Source organism: Superficieibacter sp., assembly GCF_032071645.1.
Taxonomy (GTDB): Bacteria; Pseudomonadota; Gammaproteobacteria; order Enterobacterales; family Enterobacteriaceae; genus Superficieibacter.
This window is the reverse complement of sequence record NZ_DAMAPU010000022.1, coordinates 22,251-39,469: the sequence shown is the minus strand read 5'-3', so window position 1 is coordinate 39,469 and position 17,219 is coordinate 22,251. Positions and strand designations below refer to the sequence as shown.

Genomic DNA, 17,219 nt, shown 5'->3' with positions numbered 1-17,219 from the left:
CCCGGCGGCCTGTGTGCCGTTGTTCCGTGTCAGTGGAGGCGCATTATAGGGAGTTCTTCGGCGTTGACAAGCCCTCTTTTCAAAAAACTTTTCAACCGTCTCTTTTTTACGCAAAACACCATTAAACTGCCAGTTTTTCGAGCGTTTCAAAGCCGTAGCGCTGTAAAACGGGCAGTAATTGTTCAGTCGCTGGCATGAGAGCCATACAGAAAGCCATATTCGCAGCGGTTGATTTCGCATCCGGTGCTTCATGTTCAAGTAGCCAGGCCGTTCGGCGAGCAATTGCCGCACCGGAATCGATCAGCCGGGTGCCTTCCGGCAGCACCTGCGATAATTCTTCCTGTAATAGCGGGAAGTGAGTACATCCGAGCACAACGGTATCCGGCGGTTCAGGCATCCGCAGCCACGGACGTAAAATACGGCGCAGTTCGTCTAAGGGTACAGGGTTGCCGTGCAGTTTGGCCTCCGCCAGCTCCACCAGCTCCGCAGAGCCAAGCATTTCGATTCGGCATTCATTGGCAAAGCGTGCAATTAGCTCGTGGGTATAAGGACGTTTCACCGTGCCGCGTGTCGCCAGCAATCCGACAATGCCATTAGCCGTCAAGCGCGCCGCAGGTTTGATCGCAGGAACCACGCCCACCACCGGGAACGTGAATTTTTCACGCAGCGCAGGAAGTGAAACGGTGCTGGCCGAGTTACAGGCGATCACCGCCAGTGCCAGGGGATAGCGGCTCTGAACCGCAGTAACGATTTCAACAACGCGCTCAACGATGAACGCTTCGCTTTTCTCTCCATAAGGAAATGCGACGTTGTCGAAAACATAGATATAGTGCAGATCCGGCAGGAGATGCCGGATCTCATCATAGACCGATAACCCACCGACGCCGGAGTCAAACACCAGCACGGTGGGTCGCGGATTAGAAGGTGTAGCTGCCAGACAAGGTGTATTCCCGTCCTGCAGTTTGGTAGCCATAAACTGTCTCGTAATCTTTATCGAACAGGTTGGCTATTTTACCACGAACTGTCAGGTGTGAGGTGACTGGATACGAAACTGCTGCATCCCACAAACTTACGCCGCCCATTTTCACATTGCGGGTTGGATAAGTGCTGTAGTCCGCGTCGTACCGGGTACCCAGATAGTGATAAGTCAGGCTCCAGTCAGCGTTGTAGAGCTGAGTATCAAGCTGATACTTCACCTGCTGTTTCGCCCGGCGCGCCAGCGGCTTATCGGTCAGCGCATTACGCGCATCAACATAGTCGTAACCCACGCTGTGCGTTACTGGCCCGGTATCAAAGGAGGCCGTCGCTTCAACGCCCTTAATCCGCGCTTTACCAACGTTGTAATACGACATTAATTGATCGTCATAATCGATCAGATTATCAATGTCATTGCGATAGCCCGATACGCGCCAGTTCACCCCGGCCGTAAGGCCTTCGAAAGCCCCTTCCCACTGTTTGCTTTTTTCCGGGTCGAGATTGTCGTTGCCATAGAAACCGTAAAGCTGTCCAAGATTCGGCGCTTTAAACGCGGTGCCGTAAGATGCCACGAAACGATAGCCTTCGATAAACTCCCATGCCGCGCTTCCCTGCCAGGTTTCATGCTGACCGAACTGGGAGTTATCATCGCTACGTGCTGCGCCTTCGAGGGTAAAGGCATCAATCTGTTGCAGCGCGGTCAAATAAACGCCAGTGTTTCGCAGATCGTAGCCATCCGTCACATAGTTAGTACCCGGCTCGGTACTTTGTTTCTGCCAGTCCACGCCTGCGCCAATATTTCCGTGTCCGACATCAACCGAGTTCGCCCATTGCAGGTTGTACTGTTTGATTTCGTCCAGCGTAGCGGAAGAGTCATAGCGCCCCAGATGCGGATCGTAGTTGAAATCCTTACTGTGGCTGTAACCGGAATAGAGCTGGGAATGGAAGATATCATTATTAAAGCGCAGGCCCGCGTTCCAGGTCTGGCTGTATAGCTGACGAGTATCCACCAGCGTGTCCGGGGTAAACGAGCTGTAATAGCCTTCGTAGTCGGTACGGTTGTTGTAACCGTAGCCGCGCACAAACCCGCTCCACTGGTCAGAGAAATTATGCTCAAGGGCGCCGTACAGCGTCTTATTCATAAAACCATCGTCATCCGGCTGCGCTAATCCACCCGTATTTCCGTCGGCTTTAATATCAAAGCCTTTGGTATACGTATAATCGCCCGCCAGCGTCGCGCGGGTATTTTCGCCGAGCGTCTGCTGGGTGCTGCCGCCGTAATTTTGATAACCGTGCGATCCTACCCCGGCATTCAGCGTCGTCCCGTCTTTTTCACGCGTGGTGATAATATTCACCACGCCGCCGATGGCATCGGAACCATATACCGCCGAGCGCGGTCCGCGAATATATTCAATGCGCTGCACCAGCGAAATCGGGAACTGGCTGAGATCGGAAGATCCGCTCACGCCCGCCTGGTTGAGGCGAATACCATCGACCAGAATCAGCACGTGGCTGGAATTAGTGCCGCGAATAAAGAGAGAGGACTGCTGGCCCATGCCGCCATTCTGCGCAATATCCACGCCCGGCAAACGACGCATGACGTCCGTTACCGTCGTTGACTGCCAGCGATCGATATCCTGACGGGTGACGATGCTGACCGGTGCCAGAACGGTATTCACCGGCTGTTGAAAACGATTTGCTGTTACCACCAGAGTGTCCGGGTTGCTATCCTGCGCCCAGCCAGAAAAAGCCGTGACGGAGAGCGCCGTCAGCAGCGAAGCTTTTTTAATCATTGTAAAAGCATCCACAATATAAGAAGGATGCCGCAGGCTCCATCGATAGCACGCGATGATGGTAGCCAAATGCGACGTTTCCCGGCAGGTCTTCGGGCTTGGAAATTTTTCAGGATGATGACTTCCCACCTTGCGGCAGTGTCTGCGTTTGCACTCATCCCAACTTTCCTTACCGCTGCGCGTCAGCCCCAGATTTACACTGGATTCCCTTTTAACTCACAGGACCGGAACGGGGATGCTACATTTAGTCTTATGCAGAAGTCCAGACATCTATTTAAGCATCGAGGGCTGGACATCCCCTGAGCAATCCCTACAATCCCCGCGTACTTTTATTATTCAGGACCGATCATGACCCCCGAACACCTTCCGACAGACCAGTACGAAGCGCAGCTTGCTGAGAAAGTTGTCCGCCTGCAAAGCATGATGCAGCCGTTTACCGCGCGGGTGCCGGAGGTGTTTCGTTCTCCGGTCAGTCATTACCGGATGCGTGCCGAATTCCGTCTCTGGCATGACGGCGATGACCTCTACCACATCATGTTCGATCAACAGACCAAAAGCCGCATTCGCGTTGACCGCTTTCCGGCCGCGAGTGAGCTGATCAATCAACTGATGACGGCGATGATTGAAGGCGTGCGTCATAACCGCGTTCTGCGTCACAAGCTCTTTCAGATCGATTACCTCACCACCCTGAGCAATCAGGCGGTGATCTCGCTGCTGTACCATAAAAAGCTGGATGACGAGTGGCGTCAGGAGGCGGAGGCGCTGCGCGATGTCCTGCGTGCGCAAAATCTCAATGTGCATCTGATTGGCCGGGCGACCAAAACCAAAATCGCGCTGGACCAGGATTATATCGACGAGCGACTGCCCGTCGCCGGACGTGAAATGATCTATCGTCAGGTAGAAAACAGCTTCACCCAGCCTAATGCAGCGATGAACATTCAGATGCTGGAATGGGCGCTGGACGCCACCCGGGACGCCACCGGCGATTTGCTGGAGCTGTACTGCGGCAACGGTAATTTTTCGCTGGCGCTGGCGCGCAATTTTGACCGCGTGCTGGCGACCGAAATCGCGAAACCTTCCGTTGCGGCGGCCCAGTACAACATCAGCGCCAACCATATTGATAACGTGCAGATTATCCGCATGGCGGCGGAAGAATTCACCCAGGCGATGAACGGCGTGCGCGAATTTAACCGTTTACAGGGGATTGATCTGAAGAGCTATCAGTGCGAAACGATTTTTGTCGATCCACCGCGCAGCGGGCTGGACAGCGAAACCGAGAAAATGGTGCAGGCGTATCCGCGCATCCTGTACATCTCCTGCAACCCGGAAACGCTGTGCAAAAACCTGGAGACGCTAAGCCAGACGCACAACGTCTCGCGCCTGGCATTGTTCGATCAGTTTCCCTACACGCACCATATGGAGTGCGGGGTGCTGCTTACCCGCAAGTGATTACTCTTTGGAAACGTTATGCCTGCGATGGCGTACCCGGCTGCCGACCCAGAACACCAGGATCACCGACAGCACCGCAGGCAGGAAGTTAGAGCCAATCGCCGGATATTCTGCCCGCACCACCGTGCTGTACAGCAGAATACCGAGAATAAAGCAGCCTGCGGACAGCCCCGGTAACCCCACGGGCATGGTGCGATTCTGGTAGCGCTGGTGCAGACAGTACACCGTCAGCACCAGCGAAATAATGGGGAATACAGAGAACGGCACGATGGCGCTAAACAGCGCGGCGAAAGTGCCATTGACAGATAAGCCAGCGATTAGCGCCAGCAGCAGCGTGCCTCGATCCTGATCGGTCTGTTTCATTGCCCTTCCTTTTTACTCCGGGTGAGGTGTCGGCTTTTCCTGCTCCCGACGATACCAGTAATAAGCGCCCTTCGAGATCATGCGCAGTTGTAACACCAGCCGCTCTTCTAATTGCCTGCGCTGCTCGGCGCTCACGTCCAGCGCCTCTGCGCCAGCGCTAAACACAATGGTGACCATTGCTTCCGCCTGCGCTTCCGTAAAGGCACGCGGCATGTGATTTTCGATTTCCAGATAGTCGGCAAGTTCCGCAATAAAATGCTGAATTTCACGCGCAACGGCGGCGCGAAATGCGCTTGATGTGCCCGAACGCTCACGCAAAAGCAGGCGGAAGGCATTCGGGTTATTGCCGATAAACTCCATAAACGTGGAGACCGATGTGCGGATCACGCTGCCGCCTTTGGCAATACGCTGACGCGCCTGACGCATCAGCTGGCGCAGCATCAGCCCGCTCTCGTCGACCATGGTCAGGCCCAGTTCATCCACATCGCGAAAATGGCGATAAAATGAAGTGGGCGCAATCCCCGCCTCGCGCGCGACTTCACGCAGGCTCAGGCTGGCAAAACTGCGCTCTGCGCTCAGTTGACTAAATGCCGCTTCTACCAGCGAACGCCGGGTTTTTTCTTTTTGTTGCGCTCTTACGCCCATCACGATGTCTGAATCCTTCCTAAGGCCCAGAAAGCACTATACCAGAGATTAAAAAGGATCTGTTTGCGCAGGATGTGAATGATTGTTTACGAGCTGTTTCAGCTTTATTGCGCAAAAAAGCATAACGATAATTGGGTTAAAGAACGGCAAATGTTATCATCATGTTTATTTTATGTATAAAAACAGGTGAGTCATACCATGCCACATTCCTGGGATTATGATGCAATAGTCATTGGGTCTGGACCGGGCGGCGAAGGCGCTGCGATGGGTCTGGTTAAGCAGGGAGCGCGGGTCGCCGTCATTGAGCGCTATCACAACGTCGGCGGCGGCTGTACTCACTGGGGCACCATCCCCTCCAAAGCCCTTCGCCACGCCGTCAGCCGTATTATCGAATTCAACCAAAACCCGCTTTATAGCGACCATTCCCGGCTTTTACGCTCCTCTTTCGCCGATATTCTCAACCATGCTGATAACGTCATTAACCAGCAGACGCGGATGCGTCAGGGTTTTTACGAGCGTAACCACTGTGAAATTTTGCAGGGCGACGCCAGCTTCGTGGATGAGCATACGCTGGCGCTGACCTGCCACGACGGCACGGTGGAAACGCTGACGGCGGAAAAATTCGTGATTGCCTGCGGCTCGCGCCCCTACCGTCCGGCTAACGTCGATTTTTCTCATCCGCGCATCTATGACAGCGACTCAATCCTGAGCCTGCACCATGAACCCCGTCATGTGATCATCTACGGTGCCGGGGTGATCGGCTGCGAATATGCGTCGATCTTTCGGGGAATGGATGTCAAAGTCGATCTTATTAATACCCGCGATCGCCTGCTGGCGTTTCTCGATCAGGAGATGTCCGATTCGCTCTCCTATCATTTCTGGAACAGCGGCGTGGTCATTCGCCATAACGAAGAGTATGAGCGCATTGAAGGCACGGACGACGGCGTGATCATGCATCTGCAATCCGGCAAAAAGCTCAAGGCGGATTGCCTGCTGTATGCCAACGGACGTACCGGCAACACCGACTCGCTGGCGCTGGAAAATATCGGGTTACAGGCGGACAACCGGGGGCAACTGAAAGTCAACAGCATGTACCAGACCGCCCTGCCGCACATTTATGCGGTTGGAGATGTGATTGGTTATCCGAGTCTGGCGTCTGCCGCTTACGATCAGGGTCGCATCGCCGCGCAGGCCATGAGCAAAGGCGAAGCCACCGCGCATCTGATAGAAGATATTCCCACCGGTATTTATACTATCCCGGAAATCAGTTCCGTCGGTAAAACCGAGCAGCAGCTGACGGCGATGAAAGTGCCATACGAAGTCGGGCGGGCGCAGTTTAAGCATCTGGCGCGCGCGCAAATCGTGGGGATGAACGTCGGCACCCTGAAAATCCTCTTCCATCGGGAGACGAAAGAGATCCTTGGCATTCACTGCTTTGGCGAGCGCGCGGCCGAAATTATTCACATCGGCCAGGCGATTATGGAGCAGAAAGGTGGCGGTAACACCATTGAATACTTTGTTAACACCACCTTCAACTACCCGACGATGGCGGAAGCCTATCGGGTTGCGGCACTAAACGGGTTAAACCGCCTGTTTTAACGTCTGTTCAAAGTGGCCATCCATCTTCTCGCGGATGGCCTCCGCCAGCTGTTCATAACGGCTGCGCAGCGGCGATCCCGGACGGTACACCAGCCCGACGGTGCGGCGCGGTTCCGGCTTAATGCAGGGCAGATAAACCACACCGTCGCGCTTGTGCTCCTGTGGCACAGACAGCGCAGGCAGAAGCGTGATGCCGCTTCCCGCCGCCACCATATTGCGTAGCGTTTCCAGACTGGTTGCGCGAAAGTGGGTATCTTCATCCGCGCCCGCTTCGAAGCAGAATCCCATCGCCTGATCGCGCAGGCAGTGACCGTCTTCCAGCATCAGCAGTTTTTCGCCCGCCAGATCGGACATCGGCACGCGGTCGCGCTCCGCCCACGGGTGATCTTCATAAATCGCCAGCTTCATCGGCTCATCAAACAGCGGGACTTCAATAAACGCCTCGCTCTCTTTGACCAGCGCGAGGATCGCGCAATCCAGCTTACCGCTGTCAAGCTGGGCAAGGAGCTGATGCGTTTGCGCTTCGTGCAGATACATTTCCAGCTTTGGAAACGCCTGATGCAACATGGGAATAATATGCGGGAGCAGATAAGGCCCGACCGTTGGGATCAGACCGATATGCAGCGGGCCGGACATGGTTTCGCCCTGCTGGCTCGCCATCTCCTTAAGTACTTTGACCTCACGCAGCACGGTGCGCGCCTGGTCTACCAGCAGCAGCCCTGCCTGGGTGAACAGCACTTTGCGGCTGGTGCGTTCCAGCAGCATCACGCCCAGTTCGTCTTCCAGTTTGCGAATTTGACCGCTCAGCGTGGGCTGGCTGACGTGACAAGAATCGGCGGCCCGGCGGAAATGGCGGTGCTCGGCCAGCGCGACAAGGTATTCAAGATCGCGGATATTCATTGTTCTTCCTCCATCGCCACGATAGTTCATGGCGATAGATAGCATAGCAACGAACGATTATCCCTATCAAGCGTTCTGTACAATAATTGTCATCAGAAGCGAGACGGTACTTTGTTTAACCCTCGAAGCCACTGCTCCTTCAGAGAGTCTCTCTCGAAACCTAAAGCCAACGTGAATTATTTGCGGACCAAGACGGTCCGCTTTTTTTTGCCCTGGGGAAATTATCCGGGCTTAAATCAGCCGGGCCTTCGCTTGCTCAATCGCCAGCGCCACCTGTTGCGGTGACACACCGCCTTTCGCCGCGCGCTTATCCAGACAGGATTGCAGGGCCAGAATGGGATAAACATCATCGCCAATCACCGGACTGAATTTTTGCAAATCACCGAGCGACAGTTCTTCCAGCGGCTTGCCCTGACGGATAGCCTCAACCACCGCCTCGCCCACAATATGGTGCGCCTCACGGAACGGCACGCCTTTGGCGACCAGATAATCCGCCAGCTCGGTCGCGTTCGCATAGCCCTGCTGCGCCGCTTCCTGACAGCGCGGACGTTTCACCTGAATGCCGTCCAGCACCAGCGCCGCCATATGCAGGCAGTCAAGCCAGGTATCCAGCGCGTCAAACAGTCCTTCTTTGTCTTCCTGCATATCTTTGTTATACGCCAGCGGCAGACCTTTCAGGGTCATCATCATGCCGGTCAGCGCGCCCTGCACGCGACCGCATTTACCCCGGATCAGCTCCAGCGCATCCGGGTTTTTCTTTTGCGGCATTAAGGAAGAACCCGACGTTACGCGATCGGAAAGCTCGACAAAACCGGCCTCGCCAGTGTTGAAGAAAATCAGGTCTTCGGCAAAACGGGAAAGGTGAACCATCCCGATAGAGGCGTCAGAAAGCAGTTCCAGCACATGATCGCGATCGGAAACGCTATCCAGGCTGTTCCGGGTTGCCGAAGCAAAACCCAGCCAGCCCGCCAGCTGTTCACGGTCGATTTCATACGCAGTGCCCGCCAGCGCGCCACATCCCAGCGGGCTAATATCAAGACGCTTAAGCGCATCCTGTAAACGGCTTTCGTCACGCGCCAGCATTTCGACATAAGCCAGACACCAGTGGGCAAACGTCACCGGCTGCGCGCGTTGCAGGTGAGTGTAACCCGGCATTACCGCGTCCTGATTATTCTCCGCCGTCTCCACCAGCGCACTCTGCAACTGACGGTTAGCGGTCAGTAGCTCGCCGACGGTATCTTTGCACCACAGTTTGAGATCGGTTGCCACCTGATCGTTACGACTGCGTCCGGTATGCAGCTTTTTACCGAGCTGGCCGACCTTAGCGATCAGCTTACCTTCCACCCAGCTATGAATATCTTCCGCATCGCTTTCGAGGATTTGCTGCGGATCGGTGCGCACTTCCTCCAGCAGGACGTTCAACGCTTCTTCAAGCTGTAACTGCTCATCAGCCGTTAAGACGCCCACCGTCACCAGCGCTTTCGACCAGGCCACAGAGCCAATAATATCCTGCTCTGCCAGTCGGTAATCAAAGCGCAAAGAGTCGTTGAACTGTTTGAACCGCCGATCTGCCGCCTGAGTAAAACGCCCGCCCCAAAGTGCCATAGTGTGCTTCCTTAAATTTGTTGAATGTATCCCCCTGCGGTCGTCAGAGGGAAAGGTAATCTTATGCCAGAATACGCGTACCGATGGAGGTCCCGTTAAACAGCGCGGGCAGTTGCTCCGCATGACGCCATGAGGCGATATCCACCGGGCGACCCAGCGTGCGGGCTGCGTCGAGCGCCGCATTCACTTTGACAATCATGCCATCGGTAATGATGCCCTGGGCGATCAGCTGTTCCGCTTTTGCCGCCGTCATTTCAGCGATCCGCTGGCCTTTGCCATCCAGAATGCCGCTGACGTCAGACAGTAGGATCAAGTCAGCACCCAGCGTCGCCGCCAGCGCCGTCGCCGCCTGATCAGCATTGACGTTCATCAGTTGCCCTTCATCGGTCACGCCAATGGAACTGACGACCGGCAGAAAACCACCCGCCAGCAGGCTGTTAATCAGCGTCGGCGAGCCAGGCTGCGCCAGCCCGACGTGGCCCAGCGATTCATCAAGCTGGGTCACTTTCACGCTGTCACCGTCGCCAAGAAACAGCCCCACCGACGCAATCTGGTGCTTCTTCGCCCACGCCAGCAGCGTTTTATTGGCGGTCCCCGCCAGCGCGCCGGTAATGATATCAATCTGATCGGCAGGCGTGACGCGCAGGCCGTTTTTCTTCGTCACCGGCAGATTGAGCTGCTTCATCAACTCATCGACCACGCAACCGCCGCCATGAACAATCACCAGCGGACGCTGATGCGACTCGCGGTAGTTGACCAGCGCGGTAAACAGACGCTCCAGCGCCTCTTCGCTATCCAGAAGAACGCCACCGAGTTTGATAATTAATGGATTCATCATCGCACCTTAAATAAGAGACAAAGTTTCAGCAAAGCCAAAACGAATATTTGCGCACTGCATCGCCTGCGCCGCTGCGCCCTTCAGCAGATTATCTTCCGCTGCCACCACAATAAGATGTTCGCCCTGCACCGCAAAGCCGATATCGCAGAATGGCAGACCAACCACGTTTTTCAGTGCCGGAACGCCTTTATCGTACAGGCGCACCAGCGGTTTCTCAGCATAGGCCTGGCGATACGCCTCGCCTACCTGTTGCGCCGTCACGCCCGCGTTCAGACGGCAGGTGATGGTTTCCAGAATGCCGCGCGGAAAACTACCCAGATGCGGAGTGAAAATCACGTCTGTGCCGAGATGAGTGCTGATTTCCGGGTGATGGCGATGATTAAAAATGCCGTAGGGTTGCAGGCTCACTTCGCAAAAACTGTTCGAAATAGCCGCCTTGCGCCCCGCGCCGCTCACGCCGCTGGTAGCGTTGATCACCGGCCACTGATTCACATTCAGTAAGTCATTATCAATGAGGGGCTTCAGCGCCAGCTGCGCCGCCGTCGGGTAGCAGCCCGGAACGGCCACCAGCGTTGCGTCTTTCAGCTTAGCCGCGCTCCACTCCGCCAGCCCGTAAACCGCCTGCTCCAGCAGGTCAGGATGCTGATGGGTGAAGCCGTAATATTTTTCATAGAACGCGCTGTCATTTACGCGGAATGCGCCGGACAGGTCGAACACCACGCAGCCCGCCGCCAGAAACTGCGGGGCCAGGTCATGGCTGACTTCATGGGCGGTAGCAAGGAACACGATATCCACGCCTGCGCTAAACTCGCTGATATCGGACATCGGCTGCAACGGCAGATCGACAATGCCCTTCAGCTGCGGATGCAAATCAGAAATTAACTTTCCTGCATCATTGCTTTGCGCTGACACGGTCAAAGCGGTTATGGTCATATGAGGATGGCGATTCACGTAACTTACAAGTTCAGCGCCCGCATAACCGCTAGCGCCAACAATCAGCGTATTCAACATCGGGTTCCTTTACGTTCAACGTTAGTGTATTTTTATTCACAAATAATGCATGAATATTGATACTATCACGACCTTAGGTGTGTCAACAATGAAAAATAAACTACCCCCATTTATCGAGATCTACCGCGCCCTGATTGCCACGCCGTCCATTAGCGCGACCGAAGAAGCGCTCGATCAGAGTAATGCTTCTTTAATCACTCTGCTGGCGGGATGGTTCGGCGATCTTGGGTTCAATGTTGAAGTGCAACCGGTGCCCGGCACGCGCAACAAATTTAATATGCTGGCCAGCATCGGGCACGGCGCGGGCGGACTGCTGCTCGCAGGCCACACCGACACGGTGCCCTTTGATGACGGTCGCTGGACCCGCGATCCGTTCACCCTGACCGAGCATGAAGGCAAACTCTATGGCCTCGGCACGGCGGATATGAAAGGCTTTTTCGCTTTTGTGCTCGACGCCCTGCGGGATGTTGACGTCACCCGGTTGAAAAAACCGCTCTACGTGCTCGCCACCGCCGATGAAGAAACCAGCATGGCCGGCGCGCGCTATTTCGCCGAAACCACCGAGCTGCGCCCGGATTGTGCCATCATCGGTGAGCCGACGTCGCTCCAGCCGGTGCGCGCGCATAAAGGCCACATTTCTAACGCCATCCGCGTGCTCGGTCAGTCCGGTCACTCCAGCGATCCGGCGCGCGGCGTTAATGCGATTGAGCTGATGCATGATGCCATCGGTCACATCCTGCACCTGCGCGACAATTTAAAAGAGCGCTTTCACTATGAGGCATTTACCGTGCCTTATCCGACGCTCAACCTCGGTCATATTCACGGCGGCGATGCGGCAAACCGCATCTGCGCCTGCTGCGAGCTGCATATGGACATCCGCCCGCTGCCGGGCATGACGCTTGACGATCTTAACGGCCTGCTGAACGACGCGCTGGCTCCGGTAAGCGAACGCTGGCCGGGCCGTCTGACCATCTCTGAGTTGCATCCGCCGATTCCGGGCTACGAATGCCCGCCGGATCACCAGCTGGTGCAGGTGGTTGAAAAACTGCTTGGCGCGCAAACCGAAGTGGTGAATTACTGTACCGAAGCGCCGTTCATCCAGACCCGCTGCCCGACGCTGGTACTTGGCCCCGGATCGATCAATCAGGCGCATCAGCCGGATGAATATCTGGAGACGCGGTATATCAAACCGACGCGCGAGTTAATCACGCAGGTTGTGCACCATTTTTGCTGGCATTAAGCGCATTTTTGTCGGCACGAAGCGGGTAAAATCCGCCCGCTTCCATAAGCACCACTTATCTGTTTTAACGTGAATTAAATTTCGTAAATTGCCGTCATTTATTCGTTTGCTGAAGCGATTTCGCAGCAATTGACGTCAGGGGTTTTACGTGGCTTTATAAAAGACGGTGTCATATACCCGATGCTCCCTGTTGCAGAGAATTGGGTATAACAAAATAAAATGAGATGGGGTGTCTGGGGTAACATGAACGAACAATATTCCGCTTTGCGTAGTAATGTCAGTATGCTCGGCAAACTGCTGGGAGAGACCATCAAAGACGCGCTGGGAGAAAACATCCTCGACCGCGTAGAAACGATCCGTAAGCTGTCGAAATCCTCCCGTGCGGGAAACGAAGCCAATCGTCAGGAGCTGCTGACCACGCTGCAAAACTTGTCCAATGACGAGCTGCTGCCGGTGGCTCGTGCCTTCAGCCAGTTTCTGAACCTGGCGAATACCGCCGAACAGTATCACAGCATCTCGCCGAAGGGCGAAGGTGCCAGCAACCCGGAAATTATCGCCCGCACCCTCAAAAAACTGAAAAATCAGCCGGAACTTAGCGAGGCCGTGATTAAAAAAGCGGTTGAGTCTCTGTCGCTGGAGCTGGTGCTGACCGCCCACCCGACGGAAATCACCCGCCGTACCCTGATCCACAAAATGGGTGAGGTCAACACCTGCCTGAAGCAGCTTGATAACAACGATCTGGTGGATTACGAACGCAATCAGCTGATGCGCCGTCTGCGCCAGTTGATCGCCCAGTCCTGGCATACGGATGAAATCCGTAAACATCGTCCGTCGCCGGTAGACGAAGCGAAATGGGGCTTTGCGGTGGTGGAAAACAGTCTGTGGGAAGGTGTGCCGAATTACCTGCGCGAACTGAACGAACAACTGGAAGAACACCTTGGCTATCGGCTACCGGTAGATTTTGTCCCGGTGCGTTTCACCTCCTGGATGGGCGGCGACCGCGACGGCAACCCGAACGTCACCGCCGACATTTCCCGCCATGTCCTGCTGCTGAGCCGCTGGAAAGCCACCGACCTGTTCCTGAAAGATATTCAGCTATTGATCTCCGAACTGTCGATGGTCGAATGCAGCGACGACCTGCGTGAGCTGGTCGGAGAAGCGGGTGCGCAGGAGCCGTACCGTTACCTGCTGAAAAATCTGCGCGGTCAGCTCATGGCAACGCAAACCTGGCTGGAAGCGCGTCTGAAAGGGCAAAAGCTACCGAAGCCAACGGGCCTGCTGACCCAGAACGAGCAGCTGTGGGAACCGCTGTACGCCTGCTACCAGTCTCTTCAGGCGTGCGGGCTGGGCATCATCGCCAACGGCGAACTGCTCGACACCCTGCGCCGCGTGAAGTGTTTCGGCGTCCCGCTGGTGCGTATTGATATTCGTCAGGAAAGCACCCGTCATACCGAAGCGCTGGGCGAACTGACCCGCTACCTCGGCATTGGCGACTACGAAAGCTGGTCGGAAGCGGATAAACAAGCCTTCCTGATCCGTGAACTCAACTCCAAACGTCCGCTGCTGCCGCGCCAGTGGGAACCGAGCGAAGAAACGCGTGAAGTGCTTGATACCTGCAAAGTGATTGCGGAAGCGCCTTACGGCTCGGTTGCCGCTTACGTTATTTCAATGGCGAAAACGCCGTCTGACGTGCTGGCCGTTCACCTGCTGCTTAAAGAAGCGGGTATCGGCTTTGCGCTGCCGGTTGCGCCGCTGTTTGAAACTCTCGACGACCTGAATAATGCCAACGATGTCATGAGCCAGTTGCTGAACATCGACTGGTATCGCGGCTTCATCCAGGGCAAGCAGATGGTGATGATTGGCTACTCCGACTCGGCAAAAGATGCGGGCGTGATGGCGGCATCCTGGGCGCAGTATCAGGCGCAGGATGCACTGATCAAAACCTGCGAAAAAGCCGGGATTGAACTGACGCTGTTCCACGGCCGTGGCGGCTCGATTGGTCGTGGTGGCGCGCCAGCCCACGCGGCGCTGCTCTCCCAGCCGCCGGGAAGCCTGAAAGGCGGGCTGCGCGTTACCGAGCAGGGCGAAATGATTCGCTTTAAGTACGGCCTGCCGGAAATCACCATCAGCAGTCTGTCGCTCTATACCGGTGCGATTCTGGAAGCTAACCTGCTACCACCGCCGGAACCCAAAGATGCCTGGCGTCATATCATGAACGAACTGTCGGATATCTCCTGCGATATGTACCGGGGTTTCGTGCGTGAAAACGAAGACTTTGTGCCTTACTTCCGCTCTGCCACGCCTGAACAGGAGTTGGGTAAACTGCCGCTGGGATCGCGTCCGGCAAAACGCCGTCCGACTGGCGGGGTCGAATCGCTGCGTGCTATTCCATGGATCTTCGCCTGGACCCAGAACCGTCTGATGCTTCCCGCCTGGCTGGGCGCGGGGGCCGCACTGCAAAAAGTGGTGGAAGACGGTAAGCAAAGCGAACTGGAAGCCATGTGTCGCGACTGGCCGTTCTTCTCTACCCGTCTGGGAATGCTGGAGATGGTCTATTCGAAAGCCGATCTATGGCTGGCAGAGTATTACGACCAACGGCTGGTGAAAAAGGAACTCTGGCCGCTGGGCAGTGAGCTACGCGCCCTGCTGGAAGATGACATTAAAGTCGTGCTGGCGATCGCTAACGACTCGCATCTGATGGCGGATCTGCCGTGGATTGCCGAATCTATCCAGTTGCGTAATGTCTATACCGACCCGCTGAACGTGCTCCAGGCCGAACTGCTGCACCGTTCGCGCCGCGCAGAGGAAGAAGGCAAAGAGCCGGATCCCCGCGTTGAGCAGGCGCTGATGGTGACGATCGCAGGCGTTGCCGCCGGGATGCGTAATACCGGTTAATCCTCCCCTTCCCTCTCTCGCCCACGGCGGGAGAGGGACATTCCCCCTTCATTATCTTTCTGACTATCTTTCTGACAATTAAGGTTGGCTTAATCTTTCGCCGCTACGCTTGCCGGTAAATTTGTTTACGGGTCAAACGTATGTCTTCGTCATTTCCTTCGTCACCGCAGAGGTTTAGCGGGAAAGCGCTCGGCCTGGCCATCCTTTATTTCTGTTTTTTCTCTACCCTTTTACAGGCGGTCATAACCTTCAGCGGTTTTAGCGGCACTAACGGCCTGCGCGATTCGCTGTTGTTCAGCACTCTGTGGTTGATCCCGCTCTTTCTGCTGCCACAAAGAACCCGTTTGCTCGCGGGGTTGATCGGTGTGATGCTGTGGGCGGCCTCACTCGCGGTACTGAGTTATTACGTGATTTACGGGCAGGAATTCTCGCAAAGCGTGCTGTTTGTGATGTTTGAAACCAACGCCAGCGAAGCGGGGGAATACCTCAGCCAGTATTTTAGCCTGAAGCTGATTATCATCGCCGTCATCTATACGGCGGTGGCGATCCTGCTCTGGTCGCGACTGCGTCCGGTTTATCTTCCCGGCCGCTGGCGCTGGCTGATTTCTGGCGCTCTGCTGTACGGGCTGGTCGTGCATCCGGTTGCCGTGAACATGATTTTCAAAGATAAATCGTTCGAAGGATCGGTAGCCACGCTGTCTACCCGTCTGGAACCTGCCGCACCGTGGCAGTTTATCAGTGGCTATTACCAATACCGTCGACAACTGGACAGCCTGAATCGCCTGCTGGATAAAAACAGCGCACTCCCTCCGCTGGCAAATCTGCAAGATACCTCCGGCAACGCGCCGCGCACGCTGGTGCTGGTCATTGGCGAGTCCACCCAGCGTGGGCGGATGAGTCTGTATGGCTATTCGCGTGAAACGACGCCGGAACTGGACGCGCTGCATAAAACGGACAGTCAGCTCACCGTGTTTAACAACGTGGTGACGTCGCGCCCCTACACCATTGAGATCCTGCAACAGGCGCTAAACTTTGCCGATGAAAAACACCCTGATATGTACCTGACCCAACCGTCGCTGATGAATATGATGAAACAGGCCGGGTACAAGACATTCTGGATCACTAACCAGCAAACGTTAACCGCCCGTAATACCATGCTGACGGTCTTCTCGAAGCAGACCGACGAACAGTTTTATATGAATCAGCAGCGGATGCAGAGCGCCCGCGAATATGACACCAACGTGCTGGCTCCCTTTAAAGCGGTGCTGGCCGATCCCGCGCCGAAGAAATTTATCATCGTCCATCTGCTGGGAACGCATCTCAAATATCAGTATCGCTATCCGCCAGGCGAGGGGAAATTTGATGGCAAAAAAGATGATCTGCCCGCCGGGCTAAGTGCCGGAGAACAGAAAGCGTATAACGCCTACGACAATGCCAATCTGTTTAATGACCGGGTGGTCGCCAGCCTGATTAAAGATTATAAAGCGACCGACCCTGACGGGTTTCTGCTCTATTTTTCCGATCATGGAGAAGAGGTTTACGACACCCCGCCGCACAGTATCCAGGGGCGTAATGAGGAAAATCCGACGCGGCATATGTACACCATTCCATTCCTGCTGTGGACGTCAGAAAAGTGGCAGGCTGCGCATCCACGCGATTTTTCCGGCGACGTGAACCGCAAATACAGTAGTTCGCAGCTCATCCATACCTGGTCAGATTTAGCCGGACTGCGCTATAGCGGCTACGACGAAACGCGCTCGCTGGTCAGCCCGAAATTTGTCGAAGCCACCCGCTGGATTGGGAATCCCTACAGGAAAAACGCGCTGATTTCCTACGACAGCCTGCCGTGGGGCAAGCAGCCCGGTAATCAGTAAGACGGCGAATGGCGCTTCATCACGAAGAGCCA

General features: G+C 55.5%; 13 protein-coding genes and 1 riboswitch. Of the genes, 5 read left to right on the top strand and 8 right to left on the bottom strand.

Features of this window, described 5'->3' with window-relative positions; genetic code table 11:
• Positions 1-121: 121 nt before the first annotated feature.
• Positions 122-973, bottom strand: a complete 852-nt coding sequence (murI, locus tag RT197_RS21265) for a glutamate racemase (RefSeq protein WP_312953212.1) — start codon at positions 971-973, stop codon at positions 122-124.
• Positions 918-2,768, bottom strand: a complete 1,851-nt coding sequence (btuB, locus tag RT197_RS21260) for a TonB-dependent vitamin B12 receptor BtuB (protein WP_312953211.1) — start codon at positions 2,766-2,768, stop codon at positions 918-920. The genes murI and btuB overlap by 56 nt, the downstream gene beginning before the upstream one ends.
• A gap of 65 nt (positions 2,769-2,833) precedes the next feature.
• Positions 2,834-3,012, bottom strand: a riboswitch (cobalamin riboswitch).
• Between the two features lie 104 nt (positions 3,013-3,116).
• Here btuB and trmA point away from each other — a divergent pair.
• A complete protein-coding gene (gene trmA / locus RT197_RS21255) occupies positions 3,117-4,217 on the top strand; it encodes a tRNA (uridine(54)-C5)-methyltransferase TrmA (protein WP_312953210.1) in 1,101 nt (366 codons plus the stop codon).
• Here the strand turns inward: trmA and RT197_RS21250 are convergent, their stop codons facing one another.
• The gene (locus RT197_RS21250; RefSeq protein ID WP_312953209.1) at positions 4,218-4,580 is read right to left on the bottom strand and encodes a YijD family membrane protein; all 363 of its coding nucleotides are present in this window, start codon (positions 4,578-4,580) and stop codon (positions 4,218-4,220) included.
• Positions 4,581-4,592: 12 nt separating this feature from the next.
• The gene (gene fabR / locus RT197_RS21245) at positions 4,593-5,228 is read right to left on the bottom strand and encodes an HTH-type transcriptional repressor FabR (RefSeq protein ID WP_312953208.1); all 636 of its coding nucleotides are present in this window, start codon (positions 5,226-5,228) and stop codon (positions 4,593-4,595) included.
• A 195-nt stretch (positions 5,229-5,423) separates the two neighbouring features.
• Here fabR and sthA point away from each other — a divergent pair, with 195 nt between their 5' ends.
• Positions 5,424-6,824, top strand: coding sequence for a Si-specific NAD(P)(+) transhydrogenase (sthA, locus tag RT197_RS21240; protein WP_312953207.1), 1,401 nt, complete (start codon positions 5,424-5,426; stop codon positions 6,822-6,824).
• On the opposite strand, the gene oxyR is transcribed toward sthA, so the two are convergent.
• The 4 genes from oxyR to argC all read right to left on the bottom strand — a co-directional run bounded on the left by oxyR (position 6,807) and on the right by argC (position 11,178).
• The gene (gene oxyR, locus RT197_RS21235) at positions 6,807-7,724 is read right to left on the bottom strand and encodes a DNA-binding transcriptional regulator OxyR (protein WP_312953205.1); all 918 of its coding nucleotides are present in this window, start codon (positions 7,722-7,724) and stop codon (positions 6,807-6,809) included. The genes sthA and oxyR overlap by 18 nt on opposite strands.
• A gap of 231 nt (positions 7,725-7,955) precedes the next feature.
• Positions 7,956-9,329 (bottom strand): argininosuccinate lyase, encoded by a 1,374-nt coding sequence (argH, locus tag RT197_RS21230; protein WP_312953204.1) that lies wholly within the window; start codon positions 9,327-9,329, stop codon positions 7,956-7,958.
• 61 nt (positions 9,330-9,390) lie between these two features.
• Positions 9,391-10,167 carry an acetylglutamate kinase gene (gene argB, locus RT197_RS21225; RefSeq protein ID WP_312953203.1) on the bottom strand — a complete coding sequence of 259 codons (777 nt, stop codon included), beginning with the start codon at positions 10,165-10,167 and terminating at the stop codon, positions 9,391-9,393.
• A gap of 6 nt (positions 10,168-10,173) precedes the next feature.
• On the bottom strand, positions 10,174-11,178 hold the full coding sequence (gene argC, locus RT197_RS21220) for an N-acetyl-gamma-glutamyl-phosphate reductase (RefSeq protein ID WP_312953202.1): 1,005 nt from the start codon (positions 11,176-11,178) through the stop codon (positions 10,174-10,176).
• Between the two features lie 88 nt (positions 11,179-11,266).
• On the opposite strand from argC, the gene argE reads away from it, so the two are divergent.
• From argE to RT197_RS21205, 3 genes are all read left to right on the top strand, one after another.
• Positions 11,267-12,418 carry an acetylornithine deacetylase gene (argE, locus tag RT197_RS21215; protein WP_312953201.1) on the top strand — a complete coding sequence of 384 codons (1,152 nt, stop codon included), beginning with the start codon at positions 11,267-11,269 and terminating at the stop codon, positions 12,416-12,418.
• A gap of 243 nt (positions 12,419-12,661) precedes the next feature.
• Positions 12,662-15,313: a phosphoenolpyruvate carboxylase gene (gene ppc / locus RT197_RS21210; RefSeq protein WP_312953200.1), complete on the top strand. Its 2,652-nt coding sequence runs from the start codon at positions 12,662-12,664 to the stop codon at positions 15,311-15,313.
• A 140-nt stretch (positions 15,314-15,453) separates the two neighbouring features.
• A complete protein-coding gene (locus RT197_RS21205; protein ID WP_312953199.1) occupies positions 15,454-17,187 on the top strand; it encodes a phosphoethanolamine transferase CptA in 1,734 nt (577 codons plus the stop codon).
• The last annotated feature ends 32 nt before the right edge of the window (positions 17,188-17,219 follow it).

Excerpts from the sequence above, each read along its gene's own strand:
- murI (WP_312953212.1), bottom strand. The coding sequence starts at position 973 with ATGGCTACCAAACTGCAGGACGGGAATACACCTTGTCTGGCAGCTACA.
- btuB (WP_312953211.1), bottom strand. The coding sequence starts at position 2,768 with ATGATTAAAAAAGCTTCGCTGCTGACGGCGCTCTCCGTCACGGCTTTT.
- trmA (WP_312953210.1), top strand. The coding sequence starts at position 3,117 with ATGACCCCCGAACACCTTCCGACAGACCAGTACGAAGCGCAGCTTGCT.
- RT197_RS21250 (WP_312953209.1), bottom strand. The coding sequence starts at position 4,580 with ATGAAACAGACCGATCAGGATCGAGGCACGCTGCTGCTGGCGCTAATC.
- sthA (WP_312953207.1), top strand. The coding sequence starts at position 5,424 with ATGCCACATTCCTGGGATTATGATGCAATAGTCATTGGGTCTGGACCG.
- oxyR (WP_312953205.1), bottom strand. The coding sequence starts at position 7,724 with ATGAATATCCGCGATCTTGAATACCTTGTCGCGCTGGCCGAGCACCGC.
- argH (WP_312953204.1), bottom strand. The coding sequence starts at position 9,329 with ATGGCACTTTGGGGCGGGCGTTTTACTCAGGCGGCAGATCGGCGGTTC.
- argB (WP_312953203.1), bottom strand. The coding sequence starts at position 10,167 with ATGATGAATCCATTAATTATCAAACTCGGTGGCGTTCTTCTGGATAGC.
- argC (WP_312953202.1), bottom strand. The coding sequence starts at position 11,178 with ATGTTGAATACGCTGATTGTTGGCGCTAGCGGTTATGCGGGCGCTGAA.
- argE (WP_312953201.1), top strand. The coding sequence starts at position 11,267 with ATGAAAAATAAACTACCCCCATTTATCGAGATCTACCGCGCCCTGATT.
- ppc (WP_312953200.1), top strand. The coding sequence starts at position 12,662 with ATGAACGAACAATATTCCGCTTTGCGTAGTAATGTCAGTATGCTCGGC.
- RT197_RS21205 (WP_312953199.1), top strand. The coding sequence starts at position 15,454 with ATGTCTTCGTCATTTCCTTCGTCACCGCAGAGGTTTAGCGGGAAAGCG.